We start from the raw sequence: 21,447 nt of genomic DNA, 5'->3' as shown, positions 1-21,447 counted from the left end.
CCCCCTACTTTAAATAATGGACGATTCTTTCAGCTATGCTGTTTACAGGTACGATTTCATCTACTTTAGTCGTAGCGATGGCAGCCCTCGGCATTCCGAACACTACACAAGTCTCTTCTGATTCAGCAATGGCAATCGTCGATTCATCCTGCTTTAAAGATAAAAGACCGTTTGTGCCGTCTGAACCCATCCCGGTCATGATGACGGCAATCTTTTCGTAGTCTTCGATCTGTGTCAGGCTATTGAACATTTCATCTACAGAGGGACGGTGTCCTCTAGTCGGCGGTGTTTCATCATCAAGCTGGACATATAAGCCTTCTGTATCTTTCTTCACTTTCAGGTGGTGACCTCCCGGTGCGATATATACACAGCCTTCTTTGATCCGTTCACCTGTTTCTGCTTCTTTTACATTCAATTCAGATAATTTATTTAATCGCTCAGCCAATGATTTAGTGAACCCTTCCGGCATATGCTGCACGATGAGCACAGGAGCGTTGATTTCTTTCGGAAGTTTGGATATGACCTCAACAAGTGCTTTCGGACCACCTGTAGAAGTTCCGATCGAAATCAGTTTTTTCCTCTCGCCTTTTGCCCCTGACTTCAATGGTACTTTCGGTGTGATGGGGTCAGGTTGGATAGGAGGTTGTTCAGTAAAGTCTTTCGGTAAGTTCGCCTGGCTTGCGATTTTGACCTTTTCAACCAATTCTCCTTGAATTCTATGTATGTCTAATGAAATGGATCCAGATGGTTTTGAAATGAAGTCCACTGCACCGTTCTGCATGGCTTCAATCGTTTGCTTCGCTCCAGATTTGGTGACACTGCTGACCATGATGACTGGCAACGAATAATGATCCACGATTTTTTTCAAAGTGGTCAACCCATCCATCACCGGCATTTCTACATCAAGTGTGACAACGTCCGGAGAAAGTTTCGAGATTTTGTTTAACGCATCTTCTCCATTTCTTGCAGTACCAACAACTTCTATAGATGGGTCGCTGGATAGCAAATCTGAGATGACTTTCCGCATGAAAGCGGAATCATCAACAACCAACACCTTTATCATGTTCATTTGGCACCCTGCTTTCTAAAAAAGTATCGCGAAAATCGTTGTAGAAACCCTTCCTCTTGCATCCCCTTCATTTCAGATCCTTTTTTGTAGGCGTCGGACAACTGTTTCATTCCCCTGGAGACAGGAGCATGAGGTGAATGGAGCGTGTAAGGGATTTGTTGTTTCACGGCTTTAAAAACCAAACCATCATCTGGCAGGACACCTAACACCTCGATTTCCTTCTGTAAAAATTGCGTCGCGGCCAGTTGGATTCGCTTACCGATTTCTCTTCCTTCCTTCGGATTCTCCACTCGGTTGACGATGACAGATACTTTGGTCATTGGCTCTTGCCTCAAAATGAATTTCAACATCGCATATGCATCTGTAATTGCTGTGGGCTCGGGGGTAGTAACAAGCAATACCTCATCTGCAGCAGTGATGAATTGCAAGCTATCCTTTGAAGCACCTGCTCCCATATCAAGAAAGATATAATCATAAAGATCATGGATCACTTGAAGTTGCTCAGTGAAATGTTGAAACTGGCGCTCATTCAATTGGAACAGTTTATTCAATCCGTTACCGCCTGCGATGTAATCGATCTTTCCAGGACCGTTCTCTATGATCTCTATAATGGAAAGTTCCTGTTCTACGAGGTCGACGATATTCGCTTTGGAATGGACCCCCATCAAAATGTCCAGGTTCGCCATGCCGATATCGAGATCAAGCACGATTACCCTTGAGCCTGACTGTGCAAGCGAGATGGCAAGATTGACCGTTACATTTGATTTTCCGACGCCACCTTTACCGCTTGCGATTGCACATACTTTCGCTTGCTTCTTGTCATCCCCCAACCGTTTTCGGAGCATTTCCGCTTGATCATGCATGTTGGACATCTCCGATGACAAGGTCTATGATTTGTTGATGACTCGCTTCTTTTATATCATCCGGTACATTTTGACCAATTGTGATGTACGCTACACCAATGCCAGTTTGATGACTGATATTCAAAATATCTCCGTATGTTTCCGTTTCATCCTGCTTCGTGAACACTAGTTTATCAATTGGAACTTTTTCAAATTGGCTTACAATCTTCACCATATCAGCATGCTTGGATGTAAGTGAAAGTACGAGGAAATTTTCCATTTCCTCATTGAATTGATAAATGTGTTCCAGGTCAGTTACATATTTTGCGTTCTTGAAATTACGTCCAGCGGAATCGACGAGTATGACGTCATAATCACGGAACTTTTCTTTCGCTTGAATGAAATCCTCATGGTTGTAAGCTACCTCGAGAGGAATATTCAAGATCTCTGCGTAGGTCTTCAATTGCTCGATTGCCGCAATCCGGTATGTATCTGTCGTAATGAGTGCAGCTCTCTTCTTTTTATTCAGGACTGCATCTGCAGCGATTTTTGCTATGGTAGTCGTTTTCCCCACACCAGTAGGTCCAATCAGATTCAAAAATTTCTTATCATATTGAAAACCACCAAATCCTTCTTCCGGTAAAATGGAGAGCACGATCTCCCTCACCCAATCCAGTAGTTTATCATTTGCTTCCTGTTCAGAATCTTCCTGATACCATTTTTTCAACAGCTGTTTAGAAATGAGATCTCGCAGTTCATGATGGACACCTTGTTCCTCCAAGTGGTTCATGATGGTTACGATTTCTGGAGGAAGATGGCTCGAATGGCTTTTCTCCGTTGCCAGACTTCGTAACAGTTTCTGCATTTCATCGTAGTCAGAACGATTGAATTCTTTGGTTTCAGTCTTCTTAATACTGGTTGGTCTATTCGGCATCTTGAACTGTTCGGTTTCTTTGCTTTTGTCCGTATAGATCGGCTCAGGGTCTAAAGCAGCCACAACCTCCAAGGAAGGTTTTGTGAAAAAACCGAGAAAACCTCCAGTCCTGATTTCCTTAGAGTTCAAAATGACTGCATCTTTACCAAGATCGTTTCGAATCTTCTTCATCACTTCGGGCATAGTCGGTGCTATATACTTTTTCACTTTCATCAGACATTCACCACCCCTATGCTTTGTACTTCCAGATCAGGTTCCAACTCATTGTAGGACAACACAGTGACGTCAGGTAGATATCGTTCTATCAACTGTCGAACATACATCCTGACGGCCGGTGAACATAATAGAACCGTCATCGGACTGACTTCTTTCACTCTTTTGATTTCATTCGTAATCGAATCAAAGATCGCTTGTGAATCATTCGGATCCATAGCGAGATAATTGCCATGCTCGGTCTGCTGGACAGATTCAGCAATGCGTTTTTCAACGGTTCCCGCCAATGTGATCACTTTCAAACTGGATTGTTCATCTCCGAATTGCTTGGAAATTTGGCGTGACAACGATTGACGCACGTATTCTGTAAGTAGGTCTGTATCTTTCGTCATTTGTCCATAATCAGCAAGTGTTTCAAAAATGATCGGCAGATTTCTGATGGAGATATTTTCTTTCAATAGCTTGGAAAGCACTTTTTGAATATCCCCGATGTTCAATGGATCTGGAGTGACATCTTCAACAAGGGCAGCATGCGATTCTTTCAAATGCTCGATTAGCTGCTTCACTTCTTGTCTTCCCAGCAATTCATGGGAATGCTTCTTGATGATTTCGGTCAAATGGGTCGATACGACAGATGGTGGATCGACTACCGTGTAACCAGACAACTCAGCACGCTCTTTCAGATCTTCTGAAATCCACAGTGCTGGCAAACCGAATGCTGGTTCAACCGTCTCAATCCCTTCAATCTCTTCATCATCAACACCTGGAGACATAGCCAAGTAATGATCCAGGAGAAGTTCTCCCCTTGTGATTTCATTCCCTTTGATTTTGATTCGGTATTCGTTCGGTTGTAGCTGGATATTGTCCCTGATCCTAACGACAGGAACGACAAGACCGAGTTCCAGAGCTAGTTGACGGCGAATCATGACGATCCGATCGAGCAAGTCTCCACCTTGGCTCGTATCGGCCAAAGGAATGAGGCTGTACCCGAACTCGAATTCAATCGGGTCTACCTGTAAGAGATTGACGACACTTTCCGGACTCTTGAACTCTTCAGTCTGAACTTCTTCTTCAACCTCTTCTTCAGATACTTTTCGTTGTTTTTCGACACGACTCAACTGAAATCCTCCAAAAGCAAGCAATAATGCAATCGGAATTGTGAAACCATCGTGTATCGGTGTGAAAAGTCCTAGAAGGAATACGGTTGCTGATGCAACATACAACATGGCGGGATAGGCAAGCAATTGCTTCGAGATATCTTGTCCAAGGTTCCCATCAGACGCTGCACGCGTTACGATGATTCCTGTTGCAGTTGAGATGATCAACGCTGGGATTTGGCTGACTAGTCCGTCACCTACGGTCAACAACGTATAAGTTCCAGAAGCTTCTGACAGTGGCATACCTTGCTGGACCATACCGATGATGATTCCGAAAATCATATTGATGATGACGATGATGATTCCGGCAATTGCGTCTCCTTTTACGAACTTACTTGCCCCGTCCATCGCTCCGTAGAAATCTGCTTCTTGTTCAATCTTCTGTCTACGCTCACGAGCTTCCCTTTCGGAAATCAAACCGGCATTCAAGTCCGCATCGATACTCATCTGTTTCCCTGGCATCGCATCTAGCGTAAATCTTGCAGCAACCTCAGAAACACGTTCCGACCCTTTGGTGATGACGACGAATTGTATGATGATCAGTATGACGAAAACGACAAAACCGACGAGTACATTCCCTGCCACAACGAACGACCCGAATGTATCGATGACATTACCTGCCTTCGCTTGGCTCAGGATCGATCTCGTTGTCGAGACATTCAGACCAAGTCTGAAGAGCGTGACAAGGAGCAACAGCGACGGAAAGATCGAAAACTGCAACGGTTCATTCGTATTCATCGCGATGAGGATGATCAGCAGAGCTAAGGATATATTCGTGATGATAAGAAAATCGAGCATCCACGTCGGAAGCGGTATGATCAACATCGTGATGATTAATATGACACTGAGTAGGACTGTCAGATCTCTAGGCTTCATCGTTGTACGCTCCTTCTAATTCTTCAATGAATCTCTTAAACTAATTTCTTCAATCGATAGACATAAGCGAGTACTTCTGCAACGGCTTTGAATAAGGTTTCTGGTACTGTATCTCCAATTTCCGTCTGGTCATAAAGGCTACGGGCAAGAGGACGGTTTTCGACCGTTTCAATTTGATGGTGCTTCGCTACTTCACGGATCTTTAGTGCGACATAATCGACACCTTTCGCTACTACAACGGGTGCATCCATCTTTCCGTCATCGTATTTCAATGCAATCGCATAATGAGTCGGGTTCGTGATGACGACATCCGCTTGTGGAACTTCTTGCATCATCCGCTGCATCGCCATCTGTCTTTGCTTTTCTTTGATTTTTGACTTGATCAAAGGATCCCCTTCGGATTTCTTATGTTCATCTTTGACATCTTGTTTACTCATTTTGATGCTCTTTTCAAAGTCATACTTCTGATATGTGTAGTCCAACACAGCAAGGAAAATCAGCAGAACGGAGGCTGCGAGCCCCATCTGGATCGTCAGGGTGCCGATGACCGTCAATGAATGTTCAGCGGTACCTTTTGATAGGGTGAGTACGTCATCCCTTTTCAACCAAAGGATGGCGAACGTCACGAATCCGACGAGAGAGATTTTCAGAATTGATTTAAGCAATTCTACGATTGCCCTCATCGAATAGATTCTCTTGACGCCTTTCAACGGATTGATCCGTTCTAGCTTCAGTTTCAACGGATCCGTCGAAAAGAGGACACCGACCTGCAGATAGTTGGCAGCTACTCCGGCCACCATTGCGACCAGGAGTACTGGGGCAACGATCTTCGCTGCCTCAAAGGCTAAGGATGCCATGACTTGCTGAATGTTTTCTGTTGTAACATCGAAATGTATGAATTCACGGAAGCTCATCTGAAAAATGCCGAGTAATGAGTTCAACATGAAGGGACCAATAAGCCATAAAAATAAAAATACGATTAATAAGATAATGGCAGTATTCACATCGCTCGACTTGGCAACCTGACCTTTTTTACGGCTGTCTTGCCGCTTTTTCGGGGTTGCTTTTTCCGTCTTTTCCTGAGAGAAGTACTGTAAATCAAGCGAACGATAGGACATAGGCTATTGACCACCTAACAATTTCATCATTTTTCTCATCGTTTCGAGCATATCGATCGATAAAGCTTCGATCATTTGGAACATGATCGGAATGACAAGCAACAATACAAAGAAACTGACAAAGATCTTCAACGGTAAACCGACGATAAATACGTTGACTTGCGGTACGGTCCTAGAAACGATACCGAGTGCGAGATCGACTAGAAACAGACAGCCGACAACCGGTATGGCCATTTGGAACGCGATGTAAAACATCGTCACTACAGTATCCGAAACGAGCCTCGCCACATTCCCCTCTCCGAACATAAAGATCCATTCATCGATGGGAGCGAATTGATAACTCTGATAAATCCCATTCAATATCATGTGATGCGCATCAATGCTCAACAGAAAAAGAATGGCGAAGATATATAAATAACGCCCGATCAGCGGTGATTGGATCCCAGTCTGGGGATCGAACACGTTGGCAATCGCAAAACCCATCTGCAAATCGATGAATCCACCTGCAACTTGTAAAGCATACAGTAGGATTGCGGCGATGAATCCGATGCTCAATCCAACCATCAACTCTTTGATCAACAACAGGAAATACTCTCCATTGAGTGCAATGAGCGGACTTTGGATTGTTGTAACAATAATGAATGATAACGCGACAGAAAGTCCGATTTTATGAATCACCGGGATGTTGCGGTATGAAAAAATCGGTACTGTTGCCATGAAGCCGGTGACCCTGACCAATACAAGCAAGAAAGCTGGAAGCATGTTTACAAATTCCATATACGATTACAATCCTATATATTGGTTGATATTGCTGTATAGATCATGCGTAAATGTGATCATCTGGGTCAACATCCATGGACCGAAAAAGATGAGTGATACAAGCACTGCTGCGATTTTCGGAATGAATGCAAGCGTTTGTTCCTGGATCTGCGTCGTCGCCTGAAAGATACTGACGAACAAACCGACCGCGAGAGCTAAGATCAGAAGTGGTCCACTAATCAACAGAGTCGTATAGACTCCTTTTTCTGCAAGTGATATGACGAATTGTGTATCCATGGAAAGCAGCACCTTCTCTTAAATGATCTAATAACTCTCTAATAGGGAACGGACAATCAAGTACCATCCATCGACCAATACGAATAACAAGATTTTAAACGGTAAAGAAATCATGACCGGTGGCAACATCATCATCCCCATCGCCATCAACACGCTGGCAACCACCATATCAATAACCAGAAACGGAACGAAGATCATAAAGCCCATTTGGAATGCCGTCTTCAATTCGCTTATGGCGAATGCAGGGACGAGTGTAGTGAGCGGAATGTCCTGAACGCTTTCAGGTCGTTCTTCTCCTGTATAATTCATGAACAATGCCAGGTCTTTCTGCCTCGTATGCTCTGCCATGAACTCTTTCATAGGTATGCTCGCTTGTTCCATCGCTTCTTCCTGAGATATTTCACCTTCTAAGAAAGGGGTCAGTGCTTGATCATTCACATCTGATAAAACAGGGCCCATGATGAAAAAAGTCAAAAAGAGTGCGAGTCCGATAAGAACCTGATTCGGTGGCATTTGTTGCGTCGCCAATCCGTTCCGGACGAATGATAGAACAATGATGATCCTTGTGAAAGAGGTCATCAGGACAAGAAACGCCGGTGCTAATGACAAGACGGTCAACAGGACTAACAATCGAACTGTAGTAGCTACGTTTTCTGGACTATTGTTGAACAGCTCATTGCTGATACCTGGTACTTCAATCATTGTCATGCCCCTTCTTCATTGCTTCCAAAATCGAGTTTCTCTTTTGTTTGGAGTCACTTAACTGTTTATCAAGGATATTCCTGAAATTCGATTTGCCTTGTTGTGCATCGTTGTTCCTCAAAGCATTGAACCAGCTATTCAAGCCTTTGATCGAGTCTCCAGGTGATGATGGGGACTCATTCATCCGTAATAGTGAGTCGATTTCGTCCGGGTCTTCGATCTCTTTGATCAGTTCAACGTTATCACCGACTCCGACGACGAGAATCCGGTTACCAACCTTCACCAATTGGACGGATCGGTGATTTCCCAACATCGTACCGCCGAGTGTTTGGATTCCTTTGCCTTGCTGGACGACTTGGGTACGTTTATGTAATAGCTTCAGCACAAGAATCAACAATGCCACGACAAACGCAAGAGCGAACAGTACTTTGAACATCGTACCTACAGAGGATACACTCGAATTCGTATTGACTGTCTCCACGCTCCCGTTGTTTGACTCTGACTGTTCTTGATTGTTCTCTTCTTTCATGCAATCTGCAACCGTTGTACAATCGGTTGGAGTCTGTGGTGTGTTCGCATGGATGGGAGCGGGTCCTAACCCAAGTACAATAACGATTAACAGGACCCGTACAATTCGTTTACAACTCAAAAATAGCACCTACTTATGCATCTAGTGTTTTCTTGATAGCTTCCAAAACACGATCCGCCTGGAACGGTTTAACGATAAAGTCCTTTGCACCTGCTTGAATGGCATCGATGACCATCGCTTGCTGCCCCATAGCTGAACACATGATGACTTTCGCATCCGGATTCATGCCTCGAATTTCCTTCAACGCAGTGATTCCGTCCATCTCTGGCATTGTGATGTCCATCGTTACAAGGTCAGGCGTATGTTCTTTATATAATTCAACTGCTTGTGCGCCGTCTGCAGCCTCACCTACAATTTCAAAGCCATTCTTACTAAGAATATCCTTGATCATCATTCTCATAAATGCTGCATCATCCACAATTAAAATTCGATTAGCCATTTTTATTCCCCCTAGGATTATTGTAATTTCTCTAAGCGATCTCTTTGACTGATGATTTCTGTAACTCTGACACCAAAGTTCTCATCGATGACGACAACTTCCCCTTTTGCGATAAGCTTCTGGTTGACCAGGATATCTACCGGCTCCCCAGCCAGTTTATCAAGCTCGATGATCGACCCTTGCGACAACTCGAGGATGTCCTTCACGGATCGTTTCGTCCGTCCGAGCTCCACCGTCACCTGTAATGGAATGTCCAACAACATGTCCAAATTGCGCTGATCCACTGTTACAGGCTCTTGTTGTGAAAAGTCCGTAAACGCAGCGGGATGGACATTTTCCTGTCTTCTATTTTGATAAGAAGGTTCCGCTCTCGGCTGAGGTGCAGGCTGAGGCGTCGGTTGTTGTGCAGGACGTTCGGCAGCTGGTTCACTGACATGTTGAGGTTGAGGAGCAGATTGTTGAGGAGGTTCCTCATAACTCATTTCCTCTTCCGGATTTTGCATCGGTTCTGGATTCATCAATTGATCGACAAGATCTTTACCGAAATACAGAGGTACCAATTGCATGATCCTCGAATCGATCAAATCTCCCACCTTCAATTTGAAGGACACTTGGACGAGCAATTCTGAGTCCGGGATGTTATCTGTGCCTTCATCTGAGTTGATGTCCATCAAATCAATACTCGGAGGTGAAATGTCGACCCTTTTGTTAAAGACTGTAGACATCGACGTCGATGCTGACCCCATCATCTGGTTCATCGCTTCCTGAACGGCGCTCAAGTGAAGTTCTCCAAGCTCTCCGTGCGGATTCGTCCCATCCCCTCCAAGCATCAAGTCTGCTATGATCTGTGCATCAGTGGTCTTGATGACAAGTAGATTGGATCCATCAAAGCCTTCAGTATAACTGACATTGACAGCTACATGTGGCTTCGGAAATTCATCAATAAGTTCGGATTTACGAACGACCGTCACGCTTGGTGTCGTGATTTCCACTTTTTGATTCAATAGAGTTGATAATGCAGTCGCAGCACTACCGAAAGAAATGTTCCCGATTTCGCCGATCGCATCTTTTTCGATGACGGTCAGCTCTTCTTCTTCACTGGAATCTGAAGAATCATCACCGCCTCCATTCAATAGAGCATCGATTTCTTCTTGGGAGAGCATGTCATCACTCATCGTCAAATTCCTCCTTTTTATAAACATCTATGATTTGAACGGCCATCTGGTTTTTCACTTTACCTGGTTGTCCAATGAATTTGTTCTTTCCCTGGACATTAATATTCAATGGAGCGGATATTTTTTGATCCAACTCCAGGACATCGTTGGTTGCCAGTGACAAGAATTCCTGTACGGAAATGGCACAGCGACCTAATTCAGCTGTAAGAGGAAGCATCGCATTCTTGACACGTCTCTCAAGCTTTTCAACTTCTTCTGGCAGCTTATCCCTTTGCTTCTTCTGCATCCAATGATGGACAGAGAGTTTTGGGATGATTGGTTCCAATACGACATGCGGTAAACAAATATTGATCATTCCGCTTGTCTCTCCGATCGTTGTCGTGAAAGAAATGACAACAACGGTCTCGTTTGGTGAAACCATCTGAAGGAATTGCGGATTTACTTCGAAATCAACCATTTCTGGTTCCACATCGACAATCGTCGACCATGCTTCACCGAAGCTATCTAACGCTTTTTCAAACAGTTGGTTCATGATTTTCGTTTCGATCTCTGTCAAACTATCAATCTTATTCATGCCTGCTCCCTGTCCACCCAGGGTACGATCGAGCATGGCATATGCGATGTTCGGATTGACTTCGATCAGCAACCGCCCTTCAAGAGGCGGGGCTTCAAATAGGTTGAGAATGGTCATCTTCGGTATCGAGCGGATGAACTCTTCATATGGAATCTGATCGACAGAAGCGACAGAAATCTGTACATATGTACGTAATTGTGCTGAGAAGAAAGTGGTTAGCAGTCTCGCATAATTCTCATGGATCCGGGTAAGACTCCTTACCTGATCCTTTGAAAACCGCAAAGCCCTTTTGAAATCATAGACTTTGACTTTCTTTTCAGCTTCTTCTTTCTTTAATTCTTCCGCATCCATCTCTCCGGTGGAAAGTGCGGATAACAGCGCATCGATTTCGTTCTGAGATAATACTTCAGCCAACAGCCTCACCTCTTTTCTGCATCAAGTCATGGAGTTATTGTACGATTTTCTCGGTTGTGAAGACCCTGACGACTTTTCCGTTTTCCAAAAATCCATTGATGGTCTTTTGTAAATCTTGCTCGAGTTTGTCAATTCCTTCTGGACCCTTCAGATCTTCTGCCTGTGTACCTGATAATTGATAGATGATCGAATTGCGGATCTGAAACATCCTCGTCTCCAGTTCCTTTTTGGCTTTCTGATTATCCACCTGGATTCGGAAGGTCACTTTTGCAAAACCTTCATCTGAAAGATTCGTCATGATTTCTTCTGTCGTTACAGATAATTCCACCAGTTCATCGGCTGATAATTTCCCTGAAGCTTTTTTGTCATCTCCAGAAAGATTTATGTATAGGACTACGCCGGCAATCGCTAAAACTGTAATAGCAGATAGCATGACCAGCATCGTTTTGACGAGGCTACCTTTCATCGTCATCCCCCTTTTGTATCGGCAAGCCGATGATTGAGATCTGTTTGTAAAACTCTTTCACCGCTTCCTGGACTTCGTTGACGGAATCTCTGACTAAGAACTTCCTTCCATTTGTGAGAGTGATCGTCGTATCCGGGAACGCCTGGACCTGCTCGATATAGATTGCATTTAGTGTGAACTTCTGCCCATTCAACTTTGTAAGTTCAATCATAATGTAGGTGGGGCTGGACTTATCCAGCCCCGGTCACCTCACTTTATCTCTTTAGATTGACTAGTTCCTGGAGAATTTCATCTGAAGTCGTAATGATTCTTGTATTGGCCTGAAAACCACGCTGGGCAACGATCATCTCTGTGAATTCCTCAGATAGATCGACATTGGACATTTCCAATGTACCCGCTACGATTTCACCCGCTCCAGCAGTCCCTGCAGTCACTACATTTGCAGCTCCGGAGTTAGTTGTTTCTTGATATAGGTTGCTACCTGCTTTTTCAAGTCCACCGTTGTTCGCAAATTTAGAGATGCTGATTTGGCCAGCCGAAACGACATTTCCAGCATTATCAATGTAATTCACGGTACCATCGTTCCCGATACTAAAACTTTCAGCATCGGTCGGAATAGTAATGTCACCACCTGCACCTTGAACTCTTAATCCGTCAGCGTTTACAAGTGTACCGCCTTGGTCTAAGTAGAAGTTACCTGCTCTTGTGTAGAAATCATTCGGACCGTCTGAAACGACGAAGTAGCCATCTCCTGAAATGGAAAGGTCAAGCGGTCTTCCTGTAGTCTGCAAGCTTCCTTGCGTATGGATGGTATCGATCGTCGATAACTGTGATCCAAGACCGACTTGCTTTGGATTCACACCCCCGCGGTTTGCATTAGGTGCACTTGCTCCGGAAATTTGCTGGGAGACGAGATCCTTGAATGTCGTTCTCCCTTTTTTGAATCCGTATGTGTTGACGTTTGCGATGTTATTCCCTAAAACATCCAATTTGGATTGAAAGTTTTTCATCCCACTAATACCTGAATACATGGATCGAAGCATTACATCATTTCCCCTCTCAATTTTAAGTCCTGCCTCTGTCATTCGGCAGAAGTACGAGCCCCCTAATAGGTCCAGCTCTTAATTCATTACGATTGCGCCATTAATGTTCGTAAAAATATGTTCTGAAGCTTCATGCCGGTTCATTGCAGTGATGACTGTATGGTTGTCCGCATTGACAACAAGTGCTGCATCTCCCACAAGAACCAATGAATCCTTGATCCCTTTCTGCTTTGCCTCAGACAACTTCTCATTGATTCTGTCCCAAGTCATCTGATCGATCGTGATGTTTCGTTCTGCTAAACGGGAATTTGCATGTTTTGAAACTCTGAGTTCTTGATTGTGTACCTGGTTTCTTAGAACTTCCTTGAAATTGGTATTTGATTTCTGATCATGTTTGACCACTTTGCTGTTTGGCGGTATAGCTGAAGTGATCGGAGTTTGATAGATTCGTTGCATTTGACCACCTCGATATTTAATTTACGCAGAAAGTGTCGTTACTTGAGCTGGTGTCACTTTCGTTCCATCCTCCAACTCGATCGTCGTTTCCCCTTGTTCAAAGTGAATTTTAGCGACTGTTCCTGTATGCGTTTCGTTTCCATCTTCACCTGAGTCCATCCAAGTCACTTTTTTCCCGATCAATTCACTGTATTGGAGAAGTTGGCCATTATTTTGGTGGGCAACCCAACTGTTCAATGTCTGGTTCATGTTCACCATCTGCTCAAGACTTGAGAAGTTCGCCATCTGAGAGATGAATTCCCGATCTTCCATCGGCTTCAATGGATCTTGATTGGCTAGTTGAGCGACCAATATCTTCAAAAAGTCATCTTTCCCCAAATTTGAACTGCCGGTCTTCCTGATCTGTTGATCTGGTAAGAATAGACTTTGTTGAATCTTATTGTCCATTCTGGATTAAACCTCCCCTTCAACCTCTAATTCTTCCATCCATTGCTGGAAAGTTTGAGGTCCGTTCTCTTCGTCTTCATTCTCATTTTTTTGTTCTCTTCCAAAAGGATTCTCTGAATTCTGCTTTTCGCGTTCATCATTCATCCAATCGGGCACATGGTTGCTGACCTCAATTTGGTTGACTGTAATGTTCTGCCCCTGGAGTACATGCCTAAGTTGATTCAGGTTCGTCTCGATCAACTCTTTTGCCTGTGCTGTAGAAGCGATGATCTTTGCTGCAATTTCACCATTCCGTTGGACGATTTGGATGTCTAAGGCCCCAAGGTTCTCAGGGAATAATTTTATGGATAATTGCGTGTTCCCGTTCGGTAGGCTCATGAGTCTTCCGCGATTCATCATTTTTGCCATTTCATTGAGAAATCGCGCCGGTGATTCTTGTTCTTGAGGAGCATGAAGAACATATTGTTCTACTTTACTCATCAGATTTGGAGATGAAGATAATCCAAGTATTTGCGGAGCTTCTATCGTCAATCCTTTGATAGGTTTGTTGCCATTTGTCTGTTCGTTAGCCTTTTGGGATGCTGATTGATATGTATGTATGAGTGCATGATGCTTGTTTTGCAGTGTTCCCAATTGATTTGACAATGACGTCCTCTTATCCCCAGATTGGGTTTGTTGAAGCTGGTTCTGAACCTGATTCAACAAATGTTTTAAATTGGTAAGTTGGGGTAGATATTTACCAGTGTCTGTTTTGCTCATAAATTTGACGAATTCATGGAGTGTGCTTTCGGCTGTACCAGACGACTTCAACAAATCCACGAGGTGTGAAATCTTGGATTGCTGAGCAGCGGAATCGGTCTTACCAGCTGAAGCATTCGTTCCACCCTGAACTTGTAAAAGAAACCCACTACCACTCATATTTGATTTGGAAGGAACGGTAATCGGCAATGTCCGATCCACCTCTTTCAAGAGAGATTGGAAGTTACCAAAGCCTAGTGATTCCAGTTCATTTTGAAGATGGTCCACGATTTCTTCCAATGTCAGGTCTGTTCCATTTTCTGCATTGAAAGAACGCTTAAAATCCTCAAGCAAGGTCATCAACTGATCAATGCTTACATTAGATGTTCCGGATGCCGTACCATGGGTCATTTGGGAAGCAATCATTCCTTTGAATGTATCGCTTTTTGCTCCTGAATGTTTCGATTGTGTAGCTGTATTACCATTCATGACCGTGGATTGCATCATCATCGTAGGGATCGATGTCATTCGTGTTCACCCCCTTTCAATTCATATGAATTATCCATTCGTTAGTAATTTCGTCAGTTCAGCGGCTGTAGCAGGATCCATTTCAGCTAAGATGGCAGCTTGTGCATCTGTCTCAAGGTTCGTCAGGATGATAGCAGCTTCCGATTGATCCATTGTTTCAAAAATCTGAGCAGCATTTCCTGCAGGCATCGTGCTGTATACTTCTGAAAGTCGATCTAATGAACTCTTCTGGTCGGCTTGTTCAGACTCTTTATCTTGCAATTGGTTCTTTAATCGAGCAATGTCGGATTGTTGTTGCTTGATGACTTCCTCCTGTTGCAAAACTTCAGCTTCCGCTTTCTCATTTTCCGCTTGTAAGGTCTTCACTTGACTTTCCAAAGTCAACATCATCTCTTCTGTCGAGCGCTTTTTCACATCCGTAGGTTCAACCCACTCTGAAATGACGGGGACGTTAGCGGCATAGTTTTTCCCTTTTTCAATCAAGTTCACGCCCATCAGAGAGAAAATGATGACAGACAAGGAAGCTGCGAATAAGAGCGGAATGACGATAACTAGTAAAAACCATAAGGCTTTATTCGGTTTCTTCTCCAATGACCTCACCTGATTCCATTTGTCGTATGTCGTAAAACTGCAAGTTCATCGGTGATCTTCATCTCTTCTGACTTTACATATTCTTGATACCGATCAAACTGTTTTTCCTTCAACTTTTCATATTTCTTTACATCGATGGTCTGATTCACCAATCGCTCATGGGTTTGATTCATGGTGTCTCTAGCTTGTTGTAATTTCATCTGAAGAAGTTTCACTTGTCCATCCAATCGATCGATAAAGTAATTGATCTGTTGAATGTTCCTCACTTGCTCTCCATGCTGGATCCTTTGAGATTGCTCTTCTATTAAAACTTCCTTTTTCTTCAGAAGGCCATACAATTCGTAGCCGACTTCTTCGAAGATTGTTTGGCTTTCCATATACTCCTTGTGTGTACGTTCTTTTTCATGATGTTTATAGTCTAGTACTTGATCCATCCTAAATTGAAAACTCACGATTTTCACCTCTCATGAAAAAGTCTTGCCAGTTCTTCAGCGGATTGAGCAGCTGTTACATCTTCATACGTCTCTTGTCGAAGGTATTCCATGATTTTCGGCTGATAAGCGATTGCCTCATCCACTTTCTTAGAGGTCCCGGTTTTGTAGGCACCGATGGAAATGAGGTCTTCAGACTCTGCATAAGCCGATAATAATTCCCGGCCTTTTGATGCGTATGCAATATGCTCAGGAGTTGCGATATTGTTCATCACTCGACTGACGCTTTTCAAAACGTTGATGGAAGGAAAATGGCCTTTGTTCGCTAAGTTCCGATCTAACACGATGTGTCCATCCAGTATTCCTCGAACGGTGTCCGCAATAGGTTCATTCAAGTCATCACCATCCACAAGAACTGTGTAAAATGCGGTAATACTACCACTCATACTCGTTCCTGAACGTTCCAACAGCTTAGGGAGTGAAGCGAATACGGATGGGGTATACCCTTTCGTTGCCGGTGGTTCTCCGACGGCAAGACCGATTTCCCTTTGAGCCATAGCAACCCGGGTGACAGAATCCATCATGAGCATGACGTTCTTACCTTGATCGCGGAAGTATTCTGCAAGTGTTGTAGCAGTGAGTGCTCCTTTAATCCGTAGCAAAGCTGGTTGGTCAGATGTCGCAGCGACCACGATGGACTTTTTCAATCCTTCCTCACCGAGATCATGTTCAACGAACTCTCTTACTTCTCGACCACGTTCTCCGATTAAAGCGATGATGTTCACATCGGCACTTGATTGTCGAGCAATCATCCCTAGAAGTGTACTTTTCCCAACCCCACTACCAGCAAAAATACCGACACGTTGACCATTTCCAATGGACAGGAAGCTATCGATCGCTCTTACTCCACAACTGATCTGTTGGGATATCCTCGGTCGGTGCATCGGATTCGGTGGCGGCGTATCGGTCAACCGCGATGACAGACCGAAGGGTAAGGAATCACCATCTAGCGGCTTCCCCAGTCCATCGAGCACTTTACCGATTAATGCTTCACCTGCTTTGATCTGCAAAGGTTTTCCTGTCGCTTCCACCAGACTCCCTGGTGAAATTTCCTGAATGGAAGTGAAAGGCATCAACAAAACATTCTCTTCCCGAAATCCGACCACTTCTGCCGGAATCCGTTTATTCAGTCCTTCGCCGGTATGGATATAACAAACATCTCCAATGGAAGTTCTAGGTCCTTTCGATTCAATCATAAGACCGATTACACGATTGACTTTTCCATACCGTTTGTAAGGATCGATTTTATCAAGTGACTCCAGAACCCGAGTGATGTTCATTATGTTCACCTACAAGCTCTAATAATTTTTCCTTCAGTTCTTCTAGCTGACTATCAATTGAAGCGTCGATTTGTCCGTACTTCGTTTCAATGACACAACCAAGATCCGTTTTTGAATCATCCGGGTAAACGATGATTTCTGTGTTGAAGATGGATGATAGGTTTTTAGCCAACTCCACTGATGAAGTGTAGTGTTTGGGCGGGACGAACAATTTAATATCCTCTTCTTGTTTCACCTGATTCAACGCTTCACTGATGAATGTCTTCCATTTGTCCTCGAAATCCAGATTTTCGCCGATGATCTTTCCTGCAACGGAAACACTCAGTTCAATCAACTCCGGTTCACATTCCATCATCTTCTGATGATGATGGGATTGTGCACTGGCAAGAATTCGATTCGCTTCTGCGATCAGAGAACGGTATTCTTCTTCTCCATTTTTCTGCCCTTGCTCATAACCTTCTTGATACCCTTTTTCAGCTGCCTCTTGTTCGGCTTTCGAGATATAGGACTGCAGGTCAGCTTCTTTTTGTGCAAGTTCTTCCAACTTCTGATTTATCTCATTTTGAGCTTCTGAGACGAGCCGCTCTGCTTCTTGTCTTGCTTCTGTCAAAAGCTTTTCTGCATCATGCTCAGCCTTATCTCTCAAATTGGATTCATGATTGGACTGCTCTGCAGAGGATTCCTTGGATTGGAACGCACTCAGTCGTTTAATTTCAACAGGCTTTGTATCACTGTTCTGGATTACAGGAGAAAATTTGATGACTCTAGACAATGATATCGTCTCCTCCACCACGTGCAATGACCACTTCTCCAGCTTCTTCCAATCTTCGGATGATCGAAACGATTCTTGATTGTGCTTCTTCTACATCTCTCAATCGGACAGGGCCCATGTACTCCATTTCTTCTTGGAAGTTTTCGACCATCCGTTTCGACATGTTCTGGAATACGATTTCTTTCACTTCTTCGCTTGCAGCTTTCAGTGAGAGTAATAGATCTTCGTTCGGAAGTTCTCGGATGACACGTTGAATGGAACGGCTATCCAACGTGACGATGTCTTCAAATACGAACATCCTCTTCTTGATCTCTTCTGCCAGGTCTGGATCTTGTACTTCCAGTGCATCCAGTATCGTACGCTCGGTGCTTCGATCTACTCCGTTTAGTACTTCTACAACTGCTTCGATACCACCAGCTGATGTGAAGTCCTGGGTAACAGTCGTTGAAAGTTTTTGCTCTAGAATCTGCTCAATTTCCGTAATGACTTCGGGTGATGTCCGATCCATTAATGCAATCCTTTTGGCGACATCTGCTTGAACTTCTTGAGGTAGCTCTGAAAGTATTTGTGCAGACTGGGTTGAATCCAAATATGATAATACAAGTGCAATCGTCTGCGGGTGTTCATTCTGGATAAAGTTCAAAATCTGGCCTGGATCGGCTTTCCTGGCAAAATCAAACGGACGAACCTGCAAAGTCGACGTCAGCCGTTGAATGATCGATGAAGCTTCATTCGAGCCGAGTGCTTTTTCCAAGACGGTCTTGGCATATCCGATTCCACCTTGAGTGATGTATTCTTGCGCTAATGCAATTTGATGGAATTCATCGATGATGTCTTCTTTCACTGTAGAATCGATTTTTCTTACATTCGAAATTTCTAAAGTCAATCGTTCAATTTCCTCTTCGCTTAAATGCTTGTAAATCTGTGCAGATACGTCAGGTCCTAATGAGATTAACAGGACCGCAGCCTTTTCTCTTCCCGATAATTTTTGCAATCCCCTTGCCACTGGTCCACCTCCTAATCTTCAGAAAGCCATGAGCGTAATAGCTTGGCAAATTCATCAGGCTTGTCCTTCGCTAATTTCTCCAGCTGTTGTTTGCGTGTAGATTCTTCAGTTCGTTGAGGTTGTAGATCCGGTACTTCCTCGACTTGATAATTGATTGAACTGTAATCCTCATCAGTGTCCTCTTTTTCTTTTCTCTTTCTAAGCAGAAGGATGATCAATAAAATGATGAGTACAAGTAGTGCGCCTCCTACTATGTAAACCCAAGTCGGAATGACGGGCGTCGGTTCCGGCATCTCCATCTTCCCTTCAAAGGACTGAGCCGATACGATGATCTTCTGTTGAACTTCATCATCTGTAATTTCGTTGGATATGTCTTTTGAAATCGTCGTTCGGACAATACTGCTTAACACCTGTTCGATATCGGTGATCCGTTCAGCGGGTAGAGAATTGAGGTCATCCGGTGTCGGCGGCTCTACCATGACCTGGATACCGATGTCTCTGATCTCATAAGGAGCTTCTTCAACTTCTTTATGTATTCTGTTCACTTCATTGTTGATTCGCTCTTCGATACGCTGGTAATCCCCTGATCCTCCATCTTCTCCTTGATAAGAAGGAATATCCTCTTCACCAGTTCCTGCCACCCCTCCTGGAGGTGCACCATTACCAGTGTATGTTTCGCGGATACGCTCCACGCTCATCTGTATGCCTTCCATCTTGTCTTTATCGACAGGCTCGACAAGCTCCTCTTGTCTTTTTTCTTTCGTAAAATCGATGTCGGTCGTAACAGATACGACGACCTTTTCAGGACCCATCATGGTAGCAAGCATTCTCTGGATGTTTCTTTGCAGATCCTTTTCGATGTCTTCCTTGATCGTCTTCTGCTGTTCATATGCGGTCAACGTGTTGGACTGCTCATTTGGATTATTTAAGTCAAAATAGTTAAAATATTGATCCATAATGACGATATTATCGATAGGTAAGGACGGTACACTTTTCGAAACCAAGTGATACAACGAATTCACTTGTTGCTCCTTCAATGTGTATCCTGGTTTCAAATCAAGTACGACAGAAGCTGAAGCAGTCTGTTCGGCATCTGTGAGCCACACATTCTCTTTCGGTAAATTGATCATTACTTTGGAATTTTGAACGCCGTCTATACTTCCGATCAAATCTTGCAGTTCAGTTTGCATTGCTGCACGTTCCAGAACCCCAAATTCTTTATCTGTCATTCCAAAACCGTTGTTCTCACCAAAGAATTCATAATTGATAGCACCACTTTTAGGTGTACCCTCTGCTGCAAGTTCTACTTTCAATGCATCCACTTGCTGATCAGGCACCAGAATCACTGTGCCGTTACTTGATATTTCATAAGGAATCCCTTTGGCTTCTAGGCTGCTTTTCACTTGCCCGGTTTCTTCCGGGGAGAGCCCGCTATACAATGGAACATATTGATCGTTTGAAATGATGACCGTTAGTATGGTGACGAAGGCGAATAACCCGATGATAGAACCAAGGATCAACGCTTTTTGTTTCTTTGAACGTTCATTCCAATATTGCGACATTTGATTCTTGTATGACGTGATCTTTTCGTTCATTTTATCCCCCGGTCGTCATCCATCGAAAAAAATTATTTTCCATGGACAAAAAACATTTTCACATTTCGAAAGTTATGTACGAATAAATTAATAGTTTAAATATGCAATTAAACTTGCATCCTCATAACTTCCTGGTAAGCTTCAATAGCTTTATTACGCACTTCAACAGCGGTTTGAAGCGTAACGCTTGCCTTTTCCGCTGTGATCATCACATTATGTAGGTTATCCGTCTTTCCAGAGATCAGTTTCTCCGTTTCGACATCCGACTTGATTTGTGCGTCATTGACCTGCTTTAACATCTCTTTGAAAGATGATGCCATTTCAGTACGAGCTTGGTCAGGAGTTGAGCTTTTGACAACTGTCTGATTCGACAGTTTGTTCATTAAAGAAACGGATTCCATAAATCATCTTCTCCTATAAAAAGATTTTATCTGCCGATTTCCAACGCTTTCATGTACATCCCTTTTGCTGCATTCATTACAGTAACATTCGCCTCATATGAACGCGTCGAACTCATCAAGTCCACCATTTCCTTCAACGGATCCACATTAGGAAGTCTGACATAACCTTGATCATCCGCATCAGGATGTTCCGGTTGATACACCAACTTGAATGGTTGTTCATCCTCTCGCAACTCAACAGCTTTGACGCCTTCCATTTGGTTACTGCTCTGTGCTTTAGACAACATCGATTGAAAACTAGCAGACTTTGGTTGAAGGACCACCATCTTTCTGCGATATGGCTGCCATTCACCATTGACGAATTCACCTCGAGTCGTATCCGCATTGGCTATGTTTGAAGATGCGACATCCATCCTCAGTCTTTGTGCTGTCAGGGCAGAAGCTGAAATATTCATTGAATCAAACATCCCCATCT

26 protein-coding genes are annotated in these 21,447 nt (G+C 43.7%); all 26 read right to left on the bottom strand.

Features of this window, described 5'->3' with window-relative positions:
* Positions 1-4: 4 nt before the first annotated feature.
* The 26 genes from ACSVDE_RS05645 to flgC all read right to left on the bottom strand — a co-directional run bounded on the left by ACSVDE_RS05645 (position 5) and on the right by flgC (position 21,445).
* Entirely contained in the window at positions 5-1,069 is a 1,065-nt protein-coding gene (locus ACSVDE_RS05645) for a protein-glutamate methylesterase/protein-glutamine glutaminase (RefSeq protein ID WP_439299966.1), read from the bottom strand.
* A complete protein-coding gene (locus ACSVDE_RS05640) occupies positions 1,066-1,932 on the bottom strand; it encodes a MinD/ParA family protein (RefSeq protein WP_439299965.1) in 867 nt (288 codons plus the stop codon). Before ACSVDE_RS05640 ends, ACSVDE_RS05645 begins: the two co-directional genes overlap by 4 nt.
* On the bottom strand, positions 1,925-3,058 hold the full coding sequence (gene flhF, locus ACSVDE_RS05635) for a flagellar biosynthesis protein FlhF (protein WP_439299964.1): 1,134 nt from the start codon (positions 3,056-3,058) through the stop codon (positions 1,925-1,927). The genes ACSVDE_RS05640 and flhF overlap by 8 nt, the downstream gene beginning before the upstream one ends.
* On the bottom strand, positions 3,058-5,091 hold the full coding sequence (flhA, locus tag ACSVDE_RS05630; protein ID WP_439299963.1) for a flagellar biosynthesis protein FlhA: 2,034 nt from the start codon (positions 5,089-5,091) through the stop codon (positions 3,058-3,060). The genes flhF and flhA overlap by 1 nt, the downstream gene beginning before the upstream one ends.
* Before the next feature lie 35 nt (positions 5,092-5,126).
* Positions 5,127-6,209, bottom strand: coding sequence for a flagellar biosynthesis protein FlhB (gene flhB / locus ACSVDE_RS05625; protein WP_439299962.1), 1,083 nt, complete (start codon positions 6,207-6,209; stop codon positions 5,127-5,129).
* A gap of 3 nt (positions 6,210-6,212) precedes the next feature.
* Positions 6,213-6,986, bottom strand: coding sequence for a flagellar biosynthetic protein FliR (fliR, locus tag ACSVDE_RS05620; RefSeq protein ID WP_439299961.1), 774 nt, complete (start codon positions 6,984-6,986; stop codon positions 6,213-6,215).
* 6 nt (positions 6,987-6,992) lie between these two features.
* The gene (gene fliQ, locus ACSVDE_RS05615) at positions 6,993-7,265 is read right to left on the bottom strand and encodes a flagellar biosynthesis protein FliQ (RefSeq protein WP_439299960.1); all 273 of its coding nucleotides are present in this window, start codon (positions 7,263-7,265) and stop codon (positions 6,993-6,995) included.
* 27 nt (positions 7,266-7,292) lie between these two features.
* Positions 7,293-7,967, bottom strand: a complete 675-nt coding sequence (gene fliP, locus ACSVDE_RS05610; protein WP_439299959.1) for a flagellar type III secretion system pore protein FliP — start codon at positions 7,965-7,967, stop codon at positions 7,293-7,295.
* Positions 7,960-8,616, bottom strand: a complete 657-nt coding sequence (locus ACSVDE_RS05605) for a flagellar biosynthetic protein FliO (protein WP_439299958.1) — start codon at positions 8,614-8,616, stop codon at positions 7,960-7,962. Before ACSVDE_RS05605 ends, fliP begins: the two co-directional genes overlap by 8 nt.
* Before the next feature lie 13 nt (positions 8,617-8,629).
* Positions 8,630-8,995, bottom strand: a complete 366-nt coding sequence (locus tag ACSVDE_RS05600) for a response regulator (protein ID WP_226550896.1) — start codon at positions 8,993-8,995, stop codon at positions 8,630-8,632.
* 17 nt (positions 8,996-9,012) lie between these two features.
* On the bottom strand, positions 9,013-10,170 hold the full coding sequence (gene fliY, locus ACSVDE_RS05595) for a flagellar motor switch phosphatase FliY (protein ID WP_439299957.1): 1,158 nt from the start codon (positions 10,168-10,170) through the stop codon (positions 9,013-9,015).
* Positions 10,163-11,161 carry a flagellar motor switch protein FliM gene (fliM, locus tag ACSVDE_RS05590; RefSeq protein WP_439301938.1) on the bottom strand — a complete coding sequence of 333 codons (999 nt, stop codon included), beginning with the start codon at positions 11,159-11,161 and terminating at the stop codon, positions 10,163-10,165. Before fliM ends, fliY begins: the two co-directional genes overlap by 8 nt.
* Positions 11,162-11,192: 31 nt before the next feature.
* Positions 11,193-11,624 (bottom strand): flagellar basal body-associated protein FliL, encoded by a 432-nt coding sequence (gene fliL / locus ACSVDE_RS05585; protein WP_439299956.1) that lies wholly within the window; start codon positions 11,622-11,624, stop codon positions 11,193-11,195.
* A complete protein-coding gene (locus ACSVDE_RS05580; protein WP_439299955.1) occupies positions 11,614-11,835 on the bottom strand; it encodes a flagellar FlbD family protein in 222 nt (73 codons plus the stop codon). The genes fliL and ACSVDE_RS05580 overlap by 11 nt, the downstream gene beginning before the upstream one ends.
* 43 nt (positions 11,836-11,878) lie before the next feature.
* On the bottom strand, positions 11,879-12,667 hold the full coding sequence (gene flgG / locus ACSVDE_RS05575; RefSeq protein WP_439299954.1) for a flagellar basal body rod protein FlgG: 789 nt from the start codon (positions 12,665-12,667) through the stop codon (positions 11,879-11,881).
* A gap of 78 nt (positions 12,668-12,745) precedes the next feature.
* The gene (locus ACSVDE_RS05570; protein WP_439299953.1) at positions 12,746-13,123 is read right to left on the bottom strand and encodes a TIGR02530 family flagellar biosynthesis protein; all 378 of its coding nucleotides are present in this window, start codon (positions 13,121-13,123) and stop codon (positions 12,746-12,748) included.
* Positions 13,124-13,144: 21 nt separating this feature from the next.
* Positions 13,145-13,570 carry a flagellar hook assembly protein FlgD gene (flgD, locus tag ACSVDE_RS05565; protein WP_439299952.1) on the bottom strand — a complete coding sequence of 142 codons (426 nt, stop codon included), beginning with the start codon at positions 13,568-13,570 and terminating at the stop codon, positions 13,145-13,147.
* A gap of 6 nt (positions 13,571-13,576) precedes the next feature.
* Positions 13,577-14,836: a flagellar hook-length control protein FliK gene (locus ACSVDE_RS05560; protein ID WP_439299951.1), complete on the bottom strand. Its 1,260-nt coding sequence runs from the start codon at positions 14,834-14,836 to the stop codon at positions 13,577-13,579.
* Between the two features lie 30 nt (positions 14,837-14,866).
* Complete coding sequence (locus tag ACSVDE_RS05555) at positions 14,867-15,427, bottom strand: MotE family protein (protein ID WP_439299950.1); 561 nt, start codon at positions 15,425-15,427, stop codon at positions 14,867-14,869.
* 5 nt (positions 15,428-15,432) lie between these two features.
* The gene (gene fliJ, locus ACSVDE_RS05550) at positions 15,433-15,879 is read right to left on the bottom strand and encodes a flagellar export protein FliJ (RefSeq protein WP_439299949.1); all 447 of its coding nucleotides are present in this window, start codon (positions 15,877-15,879) and stop codon (positions 15,433-15,435) included.
* Between the two features lie 5 nt (positions 15,880-15,884).
* The gene (fliI, locus tag ACSVDE_RS05545) at positions 15,885-17,198 is read right to left on the bottom strand and encodes a flagellar protein export ATPase FliI (RefSeq protein ID WP_439299948.1); all 1,314 of its coding nucleotides are present in this window, start codon (positions 17,196-17,198) and stop codon (positions 15,885-15,887) included.
* On the bottom strand, positions 17,167-17,970 hold the full coding sequence (gene fliH / locus ACSVDE_RS05540; protein ID WP_439299947.1) for a flagellar assembly protein FliH: 804 nt from the start codon (positions 17,968-17,970) through the stop codon (positions 17,167-17,169). The genes fliI and fliH overlap by 32 nt, the downstream gene beginning before the upstream one ends.
* Complete coding sequence (fliG, locus tag ACSVDE_RS05535; RefSeq protein ID WP_439299946.1) at positions 17,963-18,976, bottom strand: flagellar motor switch protein FliG; 1,014 nt, start codon at positions 18,974-18,976, stop codon at positions 17,963-17,965. Before fliG ends, fliH begins: the two co-directional genes overlap by 8 nt.
* Positions 18,977-18,987: 11 nt before the next feature.
* A complete protein-coding gene (gene fliF / locus ACSVDE_RS05530; RefSeq protein ID WP_439299945.1) occupies positions 18,988-20,571 on the bottom strand; it encodes a flagellar basal-body MS-ring/collar protein FliF in 1,584 nt (527 codons plus the stop codon).
* Positions 20,572-20,678: 107 nt separating this feature from the next.
* Positions 20,679-20,972 (bottom strand): flagellar hook-basal body complex protein FliE, encoded by a 294-nt coding sequence (fliE, locus tag ACSVDE_RS05525; protein WP_439299944.1) that lies wholly within the window; start codon positions 20,970-20,972, stop codon positions 20,679-20,681.
* 26 nt (positions 20,973-20,998) lie between these two features.
* Complete coding sequence (gene flgC, locus ACSVDE_RS05520; RefSeq protein WP_439299943.1) at positions 20,999-21,445, bottom strand: flagellar basal body rod protein FlgC; 447 nt, start codon at positions 21,443-21,445, stop codon at positions 20,999-21,001.
* Positions 21,446-21,447 lie beyond the last annotated feature (2 nt).

The sequence above is a fragment of the Pseudalkalibacillus sp. Hm43 genome, assembly GCF_051842935.1.
Classification (GTDB): Bacteria; Bacillota; Bacilli; order Bacillales; family Fictibacillaceae; genus Pseudalkalibacillus.
The sequence above is the reverse complement of the archived record's forward strand: the minus strand, read 5'-3'. Positions and strand labels throughout refer to the sequence as shown.

Excerpts from the sequence above, each read along its gene's own strand:
- flhF (WP_439299964.1), bottom strand. The coding sequence starts at position 3,058 with ATGAAAGTGAAAAAGTATATAGCACCGACTATGCCCGAAGTGATGAAG.
- fliL (WP_439299956.1), bottom strand. The coding sequence starts at position 11,624 with ATGAAAGGTAGCCTCGTCAAAACGATGCTGGTCATGCTATCTGCTATT.
- fliQ (WP_439299960.1), bottom strand. The coding sequence starts at position 7,265 with ATGGATACACAATTCGTCATATCACTTGCAGAAAAAGGAGTCTATACG.
- fliE (WP_439299944.1), bottom strand. The coding sequence starts at position 20,972 with ATGGAATCCGTTTCTTTAATGAACAAACTGTCGAATCAGACAGTTGTC.
- flhA (WP_439299963.1), bottom strand. The coding sequence starts at position 5,091 with ATGAAGCCTAGAGATCTGACAGTCCTACTCAGTGTCATATTAATCATC.
- flgC (WP_439299943.1), bottom strand. The coding sequence starts at position 21,445 with ATGGGGATGTTTGATTCAATGAATATTTCAGCTTCTGCCCTGACAGCA.
- ACSVDE_RS05580 (WP_439299955.1), bottom strand. The coding sequence starts at position 11,835 with ATGATTGAACTTACAAAGTTGAATGGGCAGAAGTTCACACTAAATGCA.
- ACSVDE_RS05600 (WP_226550896.1), bottom strand. The coding sequence starts at position 8,995 with ATGGCTAATCGAATTTTAATTGTGGATGATGCAGCATTTATGAGAATG.
- flgD (WP_439299952.1), bottom strand. The coding sequence starts at position 13,570 with ATGGACAATAAGATTCAACAAAGTCTATTCTTACCAGATCAACAGATC.
- flhB (WP_439299962.1), bottom strand. The coding sequence starts at position 6,209 with ATGTCCTATCGTTCGCTTGATTTACAGTACTTCTCTCAGGAAAAGACG.
- ACSVDE_RS05645 (WP_439299966.1), bottom strand. The coding sequence starts at position 1,069 with ATGAACATGATAAAGGTGTTGGTTGTTGATGATTCCGCTTTCATGCGG.
- flgG (WP_439299954.1), bottom strand. The coding sequence starts at position 12,667 with ATGCTTCGATCCATGTATTCAGGTATTAGTGGGATGAAAAACTTTCAA.
- fliP (WP_439299959.1), bottom strand. The coding sequence starts at position 7,967 with ATGATTGAAGTACCAGGTATCAGCAATGAGCTGTTCAACAATAGTCCA.
- ACSVDE_RS05570 (WP_439299953.1), bottom strand. The coding sequence starts at position 13,123 with ATGCAACGAATCTATCAAACTCCGATCACTTCAGCTATACCGCCAAAC.
- fliF (WP_439299945.1), bottom strand. The coding sequence starts at position 20,571 with ATGAACGAAAAGATCACGTCATACAAGAATCAAATGTCGCAATATTGG.
- ACSVDE_RS05560 (WP_439299951.1), bottom strand. The coding sequence starts at position 14,836 with ATGACATCGATCCCTACGATGATGATGCAATCCACGGTCATGAATGGT.
- fliR (WP_439299961.1), bottom strand. The coding sequence starts at position 6,986 with ATGGAATTTGTAAACATGCTTCCAGCTTTCTTGCTTGTATTGGTCAGG.
- ACSVDE_RS05640 (WP_439299965.1), bottom strand. The coding sequence starts at position 1,932 with ATGCATGATCAAGCGGAAATGCTCCGAAAACGGTTGGGGGATGACAAG.
- fliY (WP_439299957.1), bottom strand. The coding sequence starts at position 10,170 with ATGAGTGATGACATGCTCTCCCAAGAAGAAATCGATGCTCTATTGAAT.
- fliI (WP_439299948.1), bottom strand. The coding sequence starts at position 17,198 with ATGAACATCACTCGGGTTCTGGAGTCACTTGATAAAATCGATCCTTAC.